The organism is Rhodococcus sp. I2R (assembly GCF_020889545.1).
In the GTDB taxonomy this organism is placed as follows: domain Bacteria; phylum Actinomycetota; class Actinomycetes; order Mycobacteriales; family Mycobacteriaceae; genus Rhodococcoides.
Genome location: NZ_JAHUTG010000002.1, coordinates 273,021 through 283,605, shown reverse-complemented (window position 1 = coordinate 283,605; position 10,585 = coordinate 273,021). Strand labels below are relative to the sequence as shown.

Sequence of the window (10,585 nt, the reverse complement as noted above, 5' to 3'; positions counted from 1 at the left end):
GTCAGCTTCCTCTCGCGGGCACGACCTGGAGGTACACCAGGGTGAGAATGAGATTCGCGAAGAACAGCAGCAGGAAGGTGATGACCACCGTCTGATTCACTGCCTCGCCGACGCCCTTGGGCCCGGGGTTGGGGTTGAGCCCCTTGTAGCAGGCGATGATTCCGGCGATGACACCGAAGATTGCGGCCTTGAGCTCCGCTACGTACAGGTCCGGCAGCTGCGCCAGTGCGGAGAACGACGCGAGGTAGGCGCCGGGTGTTCCGCCCTGGAGGATGACGTTGAAGAAGTAGCCACCGGTGATGCCGACAACTGAGACGAGTCCGTTGAGGAGCACCGCAACGAGAATCATCGCCAGCACTCGGGGCACGACGAGCCGGTGCACCGGATCGATGCCCAGCACCCGCATGGCGTCGATTTCCTCGCGGATGGTGCGTGAGCCCAGATCGGCAGTCACAGCGGATCCAGCAGCTCCTGCGATAAGGAGCGCCGTCACGATGGGACTGCCCTGCTGGATGACGGCGAGCACGCTGGCCGCGCCAGTGAACGATTCCGCGCCGAGCTGCTTGATCAGCGAACCGGTCTGTAGCGACACCACTGCACCGAACGGAATGGCCACGAGAGCCGTCGGGAGGATGGTGACGCTGGCGATGAACCAGGCCTGCTCGATGAACTCACGAAACTGGAACGGTCGCCTGAACGTGGCTCGCACGACGTCCATGAACAGTTCGACGATGTTTCCGGCTTGCGTCAGTGCGGCGCCCGCCGGAGCGAGAGCTGATTTCTTGGAACCCCCCATAATCCTTACTGTCCCCGCCCTTGCGCAGGGCCCTGGCCCTGATCGCGGTGTCCGGCTTCGTACCCCGAATTGTCGTAACCGGTCTGGTCGTATCCCGAACTCGCGTAACCCGCCTCGTCGTATCCCGAGTTGTCGTAGCCCGTGTTGTCGTAGCCGGTGTTGTCAGGTGCCGCGTTCTCGTAGCCCGCGGCCTCGTACGAGTGGCTGCCCGCTTCGCTGTAGGCGGGAGTCGGCTGCCCCGGGTCGGTGCTGTCGAGGCTCTCCTGAATGGCTACCTGCGCGCTGTGCGGCAACGTGTGCATGATCTGGCGCACTCTTTCCTGCCGACGTCCGACCGCCTGACGCACCGGCGTGCCGGGCGTTGCCTTCATCTGGGGAACGATGCCTTCGACGTCTTCGACACCACCGGCGTGGTGCCCGGCATCGACCATCGCCTGCTCTTGCGCCATCTGCGCCTCGTCCTTCTCCTCCGACATGCCGATCGGCCCGATCATCGTGCCGTTCAGGAACTGCTTGACAACCGGCTCGTCGCTGGTGAGCAGAACTTCACGCGGACCGAACATCACCAGTTGACGCCGGAACAGCATTCCGATGTTGTCCGGAACCGTTCGGGCGAGGTTGATGTTGTGCGAGACGATGAGAATGGTCGCATCGATTTCGGCGTTGATGTCGATCAGCGTCTGCGAGATGTAGGTGGTGCGAACGGGATCGAGTCCCGAGTCGGGCTCGTCGACGAGGATGATCTCGGGATCGAGCACCAACGCGCGCGCCAGTCCTGCGCGCTTGCGCATACCGCCGGAGATCTCGCCGGGCAGCTTTTCCTCAGCACCGATCAGACCGGTCAGTTCGAGCTTCTCCATGACAATCTTGCGGATGTCCGACTCGGACTTCTTGGTGTGCTCGCGAAGTGGGAACGCGACGTTGTCGTAGAGATTCATGGAACCGAACAACGCACCGTCCTGGAACAGCACTCCGAACAGCTTGCGGATCTCGTACAGATCGCGTGACGAGCACTGCAGGATGTCGGTTCCGTCGACGAAGATCTTGCCCTGCTCGGGCCGCAACAGTCCGATCAGCGACTTGAGAAACACAGACTTTCCCGTGCCCGACGGTCCCAGCAACGCGCTGACCTCACCGGACGGCAGCGTCAAGGAAACGTCCTGCCAAATCTTCTGTACACCGAAAGACTTGGTCAATCCCTCGACCGAAACCTCGACTCCCACTCTGACCTCCACAGTTCGTACACATCGACCCGGATGTGGGTTGGGTCACTCTATCGCACGTGAGTGTCCCCACCGACACTGGAGCTTACTGCCCGGTAAGAACTTCTCCGAGTCGGGCTTCGATCCCCGGAACAGTGTGGCTCATCTCACCGCGACACGCTCAAGACTCGCCCGATTTGTGAACAATTCCAATTCGCGATGTTTGTGTCGTCGCACAGTTCGATCGACAGAGACAGGGAAAGAACACAGAACAGACAAAGACGAAGGGCCACCCCCTTGTCGGGGATGGCCCTTCGTACGAGCTCCGGCAATGACTACTTGACGGTGATCTTCGCGCCGGCTGCTTCCAGCTTCTCCTTGGCAGCCTCGGCTGCGTCCTTGGCGACCTTCTCCAGGATGGCCTTCGGAGCGCTCTCGACGAGGTCCTTGGCTTCCTTCAGACCCAGTCCGGAGACGACCTCACGGACGACCTTGATGACCTGGATCTTCTTGTCGCCGGCCGACTCGAGGACGACGTCGAACTCGTCCTGCTCTTCGGCGGCCTCAGCCGGAGCACCGGCTGCGCCGGCTGCTGCAACTGCGACGGGAGCGGCTGCGGTGACCTCGAAGGTCTCCTCGAATGCCTTCACGAACTCGCTGAGCTCGAGGAGGGTGAGCTCCTTGAACTGGTCGAGCAATTCTTCGGTGCTGAGCTTCGCCATGGTGGCGGGTCCTTCCTATATGTACCGAGTCGCTGATCCGCGACACAGGTTCGGGTGTGGAGCTGTCGCTGTGTGCGGATCAGCTTTCGGCGGGAGCTTCTGCTTCTGCCGGTGCTTCGCTGGCCTTCTTCTCTGCCAACGCTGCGGCCAAACGTGCAACCTGCGATGCGGGAGCATTGAACAAGCCTGCAGCCTTGGACAGGTTGCCCTTCATGGCACCTGCGAGCTTGGCCAACAGGATTTCGCGGGACTCGAGATCGGCGATCTTGTTGATCTCGTCCACGGACAGCGTGACGCCGTCCATGTAGCCGCCCTTGACGACCAAGGCCTTGTTGTCCTTGGCGAACGCCTTGATGGCCTTCGCTGCGTCGACCGGCTCGCCCTTGATGAAGGCAATTGCGGTCGGTCCGACGAACAACTCATCCAAGCCGGTGATGCCGGCGTCGGCAGCAGCGCGCTTGACCAGGGTGTTCTTGGCGACGGAGTACGTGGCACTCTCGCCGAGCGCACGCCGCAGCTGTGTCAGGCCGGATACCGACAGTCCGCGGTATTCCGTGACGACAGCAGCCGTCGAACCCTTGAACTGCTCGGTGATCTCGGAAACTGCCGAAACCTTTTCGGGCTTTGCCATACTTCGCCTCCTCTCGTATGTAGTCGTGTCGGTCGCGATAGGGCCGGAGAAACGACGAACGCCCCGGTGCAGAAGCACACGGGGCGTGAACGAGTACGCAGCTGCAAAGCCAGCTGCACAGCAAGTTCCCTACCTCGTTCTCCTGCGTGGGCCGTCCGGAGCGAATCCGAACCTTCAACCGCGTATCCGTCAGGAGAATCCATCGAGAAGGCGGTGACCAACGGTCTTGGGTAGAACTTGATTGGGCGGTACCGAACTTCGAAGCTCGTTCACACGAGCAACTCATTCCGAACCGTCGACCAGACTACAACAGGTACAACACCAACTCCAAAACGACGCTTGCACGGCCCGAACTACCGACCTCCCGCCAGTGCCGCGTTCGGTTCGGATTCCGGTTCCGATGCAGGAACGCTGCGCGACCCCGGCCACCAGTTGCGGGCCCCGAACAGCTGCATCATCGCGGGCACCAGCATCATCCGCACCAGTATGGCGTCGAAAAGCACGGCAACGGCCAACGCGAAGCCGAACTGCTGCAGTTCGAGTACATCGGCGGTCAAGAAGCTGCCGAACACCGCGATCATGATCGCCGCGGCGGCGGTGATCGGCCTCGCAGTGTGTTCGATCCCGTCCACGATCGCGGCCTCGTTGTCCCGTCCCCTGACGAACACTTCTCGCATCCGTCCGATGAGGAAGACCTCGTAGTCCATCGACAGACCGAACACCACCGCGAACACGGTGACGGGTAGATAAACCTGGATGTACCCGGAACTCTCGAAGCCGAGAAGGTCAGAGCCCCAACCCCACTGGAACACTGCCACGGTCAAGCCCAGTGCCGCACCGGTGACGAGAACGTTCATCGCCACCGCCTTGATCGGAATCACCAGGCTGCGGAAGACGAACGCCAGATAGACGAACGAGAACGCCAGCACCGCCGCGATCACCCACAGAAGCTTGCCTGCGATCTCGTCGGAGGCATCGACGACGAGCGCCGTCGTGCCGCCGACGGACGCGTTCGTGCCGTCGATACCGCGGAGGGCATCGGCCTGATCCCGTATGTCCACCACTAGTTCGGAGGCTGCGTTCGAGTCGATCGGCACCGACGGCACCACCACGAGCATGGAGCGTCCGTCTTCCTGCTGCGCCAGCGCGTAGGCGACCCGGTCGTCGGAGCGAACGGCGTCCGACAGGCTCGCGACAGTATCGGCTTGTTCGGAGTTCAGCGGTCCGTCGTCGGCCCCGGTGAACACCACTGTGATGGGCGAGATCGTCCCGGCTGCGAACTTGTCGGTCAGCACTGCGTTGGCGCGCCCACTGGGTTCGGCGCTCAGTGCACCGCCACCGAGGTCGACGCCGTACTGGATCGAGCCGATCGGAACCATGCAGGCGAGCAATATCAGGGTGGTCAGAGCGGTGTAGCGCCAAGCACGCTTCATCACGTGTCGAGCCCACCGCGACCACCAGGTGGGCACTGTGTCCTCGCCGCTCGCCAGCGGTGGCTGAAATCGCTTCGGGATCGGTACCTTGCCGACGGCAGGACCGAGAATCGCGAGAATCGCCGGCAGAAGCGTCCACGCCACCAGCACGACGCACGACACGGTCAGTGCCACCACGAGCGAAATACTGCGCACTGCAGGAACTTCCACGATGGTCAGGGCACCGAGAGCGATGAGTACTACGAGTCCGGAGATGACGATGGTGTGCCCGGCTGTGCCCATCGCAACCCCGACCGCTCGCTCGATCGATTTTCGGTCCTGCCGCGAGGCAACCGAGTTTCGCACGACTTCTTCACGGAAACGGCTGACGATGAACAAGGCGTAGTCGATTCCGAGCCCCAGCCCGATCATCGACGCGACCGTGGTGACCAGCACGTCGAACGTCATCACGTTCGACAGCAGTGAGAACACCCCGAAGGCGGCGAGCACGCCGATGCCGGTGGAGACGAGCGGAACGATCCCAGCGACCACGGCTCCCAGCGCGACGACGAGCACCGCGAATGCGATGGGCAGGCCGATGCTCTCTGCGCGAAGAGCATCGGCGGATTCCACCCTGGTCAAATCCACCGTCATCGGTGAGTAGCCGGTGAGTGCCACCTCAATGCCCTCACCCGACGTGCCCGACAGCCATTCCTGAATGCGCTCGGCCACAGCAACCCGCTCGCTCGGGCCACCACCGACGCCGACGAGCGCCACCGCCGACGTGCCGTCCTCGGATAGTTGCGGGATGAGCCCGAATGTCTCGTACGGGTCGACCACGCGAATGACGTCGGGAGACTGCCTCAGCGAGGACACGACCTCGCGAACGCGTTCCCGATACACCGCGTCCGAGGTGGTCGCAGAATCCGAGGTGAACGTGACGACGAGTTGCTCGGACCCGAACGAGCTGAAATGGCGTTCGACCAGCTCGTCCGCTTTGCTCGAATCCGTACCGGGAACCGAGAAGTTGACACCGACGAGACTGTTCTGGAAAGACGGGTACATCAGGGCTGATCCCACGGCCAACACCGCCCAGACCGCCAACACGATCCAACGATGTCGTGCGATCAACCGGCCCCATCGGTCACCGACGCCCACACGGTCTGTGCCCGTCCGCTCTGGCGTCGCGGTTGCGGTCACGACGAACCACCGGGAATCGTCGACAGATCGCAGTTGTAGATCCGGTAGGTGCGATGTGGTGTGTGCTCTACCCGAGTGAGCACCGAACCCTTCATCCATGGACTGTCATCGAGGACGGGGGCGGCCTCGACCCGCGTGTAGCCACGATCGCGCATCCGCTGTGACAGCTCCATGATCAACAGCGACGCCACCGCCTTGTCCGGGCATTCTGGATCGACGAACAGCATGTCCACCCGGACACCGTCGATCACTGGAGATTTGCCACGACGTTTGACGTGCCACAGCGTGGCAGCCGCTCGCATCCATCTCGACGAGAATCGAGCTGCCCGAGACGCCGCCACGTTCGCATCCGGTATCGCCATCAGGAATCCGACGGGCTTGCCGTGCAGTTCGGCCAGCAGCGTGAGCTTGCGATCGAGGATGGGCAGCATCATCTTCAGCAGTTCGAGGAACTCGACGTACGACAGCGGTGAATATCCCCAGAAGTTCGTGAACGTCTTGTTGTACAGGCCCTGCACGATCCGCGCATCGCGTCGCAGCGACCGATATTTCATGGGTCGAAACGTGATTTCCGAACGAGCCCGAATCTTCTCGAAAATCTGCATGTGCCGGGCGTACTCGGGGCGGTTGTAGATCATGCACGGGTCGTCGAACAGGTAGCTGTAGAAGTCCTTGATGCCGACCAGCCCCCACTTCTCGAAGTGGTTCGCGTAGTACGACGGGTTGTGCGGCATTCCGATCAGGGGAAGTTTCGGCACCTCGTCGACGACGATTCCGGCGCTGTAGAACATCGAGGGACCGAAGGGACCCGACATGGAAGCGAGCTTGCGCCCGGAAAGCCACTGCGCGGCAGCGTCGAGCAGACTGTCGGCGACCGCCTGATCGTCGATCGCCTCGTAGAAGCCGAAGAATCCAATCGGTTCTGCGGTGTAACCGGTGAAATTCAGATCGTGGATGGCGACGATTCGTCCGACCGGTTCGTCGTCGGAGTAGGCGACGAACGCGCACGTTCGTCGGGTGGCTGCGATGGAGGACGGCGGGTCGATGAGGACACGATCGAGATCGATGGTCTCGTCGGGTAGTCCGAACGGATCGTCTCGGTAGATCCGGTGTGCGACGGTCTTGAAATCGGTCCAGTCACGAGTTGTCTCGACCTGTCGAACTGTTCTCATGCTTCCTCTTCGAGTAAGGGGCCTTCAGCAACTGAAATCGGCGACCGTGCCACCACCGATTGCCCTGCGAACACGTATTGCCCGGGTGTCACGGTGACCTCCTCGACCAAGTCGTCGGGGAGGAACACATCGCACTGTGAACCGAAGCGGATCATGCCGTACTGCTCGCCACGCGAAACTGCTTGGCCCACTGCAACGTTGGCGACGATGCGGTCGACCCACAGATCGGCTATCTGCGTCACGGTCAGGACCGACCCCGACCGATGAGTGATTGCGATGGTCAGCCGCTCGTTCGTGAGGATGTAATCGCAACCCTCGTCGTACGGGGTGTGGCGAGTGAGCAGGTTTGCTCCCACCCGGGCCATGGACTTATTGAACGGCGCCGCGGATCGGTGCTGCCGGAAGCTGACGATACCCGCCACCGGAATTCGATTGCGATGCACCGAATACTCGGACATGTAGATTCCGATGAGGTACCCACTCGCCGAGGAGTTCATACTGGTGAACTCCTCGAGAGGGATCGAACGCCCCTTCTTGGTGGCGTGCGGAATCGCCCCCCGCTCCACGCGTTTGACGTAGGTGACGAACCCGTCGGCCGGCGCGACAACAGCCCTCGTGTCGGCCGGCGGCACGCGGTGCGGATCCCTGAAGAAGAAGCGAAGACGCCAATACAAGAACAGCCCGAACAAGCCCGCCAGCACTGCCCCCACGCCGACGGCCCACCGGAGCAGAACATTCACGTATATCGCCTCTCGTCGACGGACTCGGACCAGCTGACAAAAGCATTCGCCAGCCGATCTCGGATCCGACGAGGAAACAACCCGATCAGCAGGCACACCACATAGAAGCCCAGCGAGAGAACGGCATTGACGAGTTCAGCTCGAATGGGAGTCTCGCGCAGACGCACCGAGGTCGGCTCTCGCGGGGGCACCACGTCACTCGACCGAAACAGGCGTGAGAGCCTTCAGCTCGGCCTTGTCGAAGTACAACTCGAACAGCCGACGGTGATCGCACCACGAGGTGTCGTGATCCAGCGGGAAGATGGCTTCGGGCTTGTGCACGAGTCGCATGAGCTTGTCGATATTCTCCGACAGCATGGTCTTGGCGAACTTCGGCGAAATGCGGTCGCTCACGCGCTGAACGAATTCTTCCCAGCTCACCAGGTCGAGGCTGAGAAGGTCGGCATAGAGATCATGTCCGTAGCCCGTGGGGTTGCTCGGGAGCAGACGCGTCATGGGGTGAGTGCGCAGTGCGTTACTGGCCATCACCTCGGTGATCACGTCGACCGGAACATAGTTCATACCGGGGCCATCCCAGATCGCTTCCACGGCGATCGCGAGTTCGATGATTCGCCAGAAGCTGTACGCCCGTCCGGGATCGAGGCCCAGGTCGGTCCGGCCGAGGATGTACGGAGCCTCGCACACGGTCACCGAGTAGGTGTCCGTATGCGAGAGCCATCCGAGCAGGGCCGCGTTCACCCACTTCATCTGGGCGTAGCCGGAATACCACCACGAGTCGGGACGACGGAAGTCCTCCGGCTTCTGATACAGGTGTCCCCCGATGCTGCCCACATAGGTGAGGTGCTTGCGGGTGGAGGTGATGCTGAACTCGAGAATTCGCAGAACGCTGACGAACCAGTCTTCACGCAGATCGACGTAGCTCTCGGTGTAGTCGGTGGAACTGGCGCAGTTGAAGATCTGCCCCACCCCCGCCGCCAACTCGAAGTAAGAAGCCTTGTCCAGCCCGAAGCGGAAGGCGGTGGGTGTGCCCTCGACGATACGGATCTTGCTCGAGTCGACCGTGATCTCGTAGCGGTCGAAAGTACGTTGCAGCCGCTCCTGCGCGGTCTCTTCCTCCGTAGGTCGCACCATCGCCCACACGGTCTCCACGAGTGGATCCGAGGTGAGTCGACCGATCAGGTGGGCCCCCAGAAATCCGTTGGCTCCGAGCACCAATGCAGTGTCCAGCCGCGGCGGCGGCATCGCCGCCACGCGCCGACGTGTCTCCTCGTCGATCTGCGGGCGCAGTGCCGTCGGGTCGCCGGTGCTCAGAGCCACCACATCGGCGTACTTTCCGTTGAAACGCAGACCCGGACATTCGTTGGTGATCAACGCATCTGCGTGCGGCCACAGCGGTCGCAACGATCCTTCGCGCCACATCTGTTCTACATTCATCCGGTTCCCCCTGCTGCACTTCGTCCGATTGGTCGACGTTCGGGCACAAAATTACAACGGCAATTCCCGCATCTGGACGAGTACTGTGGATCTTTGAGAACCCCCACTGCAAACCCTCGGGTATGTAAAGACGTTTAACAAAGCAGACCGGTTGCAATGATGATGGTCTACAACGCAGATGCTACTGCGGATAACCAGACTCAACCCGAGTCGATAGTCTTGCCTTGCCGGCCAAACAGCGCCTCTGACTGTTCAGTCGAATAGAAGACCCTAATGCATCACCCCTTTTGCACGACATAGTCATCGACACCGATCACCCCAGCTTTCTCGTTGTCCCCCTGCTCGGCGACCCGAGCTGGTAAGAGGGATACATGCAGTCGTGCACCGGCTTCGCGCCGTCCAACGGAATCGAACTCGCCTACGAGGACATGGGCAATCCTGATGACCCGGTCGTCCTGATGATCATGGGCCTGAGCGCCCAGATGACGCTGTGGCCGAGGCAGTTCTGCGAGCGCATTGCCGAGCAGGGATTCCGAGTGATCCGGTTCGACAACCGCGACATCGGACTGTCGACGAAGATGAACGGTCAACGCATCGAGGGGTCCGCACTGCTGCGGCTCCTGCGAACCGAGCTCGGGGCGTCCAGCAGGGTTCCGTACACGCTCAAAGACATGGCCCTCGACGCCAAGGGCCTACTCGACCACCTCGAGATCCGACAGGTCCACGTCGTCGGAGCATCGATGGGCGGGATGATCGCGCAGGTCTTCGCCGGGCTCTACCCCGAGCGCGTTCTCAGCAGCGCCGTCATCTTCTCGAGTACTAACGAGGCGTTTCTACCGCCGCCGGATCCGCGGGCGCTGCTCCCGCTCATGAAAGGCCCCGGCCCGGATGCATCGCGCGATGAAATCGTCGCCCACTCGGCCAACACTCGTCGCATCATCGGCAGCCCGGCGTACCCGACGCCGATGGACGAACTCCTCCTCACTGCGGGCGAGATGTACGACCGCAACTACAACCCCGCAGGGGCGCTGCGTCATATGGCTGCCGTCACCGGCACCGGCAGCCTTCGTCGTATCGCCGCGCAGATCTCGACACCGACCGTCGTCATCCACGGCCTCGCCGACCGACTCATGCGCCCCAGCGGGGGCCGCGCCGTTGCACGTGCAATCAACGGCTCCACACTGCACCTCATCGACGGCATGGGCCACGACCTGCCGCGTCAACTGTGGGACGAGATACTCGGAGAACTCGGCTCGAACTTCGCGAGAGTCTGAGC

The 10,585-nt window shown here is 62.0% G+C and carries 9 protein-coding genes; 1 reads left to right on the top strand and 8 read right to left on the bottom strand.

Annotation, left to right across the window (positions count from 1 at the left end; genetic code table 11):
• Position 1 precedes the first annotated feature (1 nt).
• The 8 genes from KVY23_RS03100 to KVY23_RS03065 all read right to left on the bottom strand — a co-directional run bounded on the left by KVY23_RS03100 (position 2) and on the right by KVY23_RS03065 (position 9,309).
• Positions 2 to 796 carry an ABC transporter permease gene (locus KVY23_RS03100; protein ID WP_230555245.1) on the bottom strand — a complete coding sequence of 265 codons (795 nt, stop codon included), beginning with the start codon at positions 794 to 796 and terminating at the stop codon, positions 2 to 4.
• Positions 797 to 801: 5 nt separating this feature from the next.
• A complete protein-coding gene (locus tag KVY23_RS03095) occupies positions 802 to 2,019 on the bottom strand; it encodes an ABC transporter ATP-binding protein (protein WP_230555244.1) in 1,218 nt (405 codons plus the stop codon).
• A 314-nt stretch (positions 2,020 to 2,333) separates the two neighbouring features.
• Positions 2,334 to 2,720 carry a 50S ribosomal protein L7/L12 gene (rplL, locus tag KVY23_RS03090; RefSeq protein ID WP_206509365.1) on the bottom strand — a complete coding sequence of 129 codons (387 nt, stop codon included), beginning with the start codon at positions 2,718 to 2,720 and terminating at the stop codon, positions 2,334 to 2,336.
• 79 nt (positions 2,721 to 2,799) lie between these two features.
• The gene (rplJ, locus tag KVY23_RS03085) at positions 2,800 to 3,351 is read right to left on the bottom strand and encodes a 50S ribosomal protein L10 (RefSeq protein ID WP_206509364.1); all 552 of its coding nucleotides are present in this window, start codon (positions 3,349 to 3,351) and stop codon (positions 2,800 to 2,802) included.
• A gap of 353 nt (positions 3,352 to 3,704) precedes the next feature.
• Positions 3,705 to 5,963 carry an MMPL family transporter gene (locus KVY23_RS03080; protein ID WP_230555243.1) on the bottom strand — a complete coding sequence of 753 codons (2,259 nt, stop codon included), beginning with the start codon at positions 5,961 to 5,963 and terminating at the stop codon, positions 3,705 to 3,707.
• On the bottom strand, positions 5,960 to 7,135 hold the full coding sequence (locus tag KVY23_RS03075; RefSeq protein ID WP_230555242.1) for a hypothetical protein: 1,176 nt from the start codon (positions 7,133 to 7,135) through the stop codon (positions 5,960 to 5,962). Before KVY23_RS03075 ends, KVY23_RS03080 begins: the two co-directional genes overlap by 4 nt.
• The gene (locus KVY23_RS03070) at positions 7,132 to 7,875 is read right to left on the bottom strand and encodes a phosphatidylserine decarboxylase (RefSeq protein WP_230555241.1); all 744 of its coding nucleotides are present in this window, start codon (positions 7,873 to 7,875) and stop codon (positions 7,132 to 7,134) included. Before KVY23_RS03070 ends, KVY23_RS03075 begins: the two co-directional genes overlap by 4 nt.
• A gap of 195 nt (positions 7,876 to 8,070) precedes the next feature.
• Positions 8,071 to 9,309, bottom strand: coding sequence for an SDR family oxidoreductase (locus KVY23_RS03065; RefSeq protein ID WP_230555240.1), 1,239 nt, complete (start codon positions 9,307 to 9,309; stop codon positions 8,071 to 8,073).
• 371 nt (positions 9,310 to 9,680) lie between these two features.
• Here KVY23_RS03065 and KVY23_RS03060 point away from each other — a divergent pair, with 371 nt between their 5' ends.
• The gene (locus KVY23_RS03060; protein ID WP_230555239.1) at positions 9,681 to 10,583 is read left to right on the top strand and encodes an alpha/beta fold hydrolase; all 903 of its coding nucleotides are present in this window, start codon (positions 9,681 to 9,683) and stop codon (positions 10,581 to 10,583) included.
• The last annotated feature ends 2 nt before the right edge of the window (positions 10,584 to 10,585 follow it).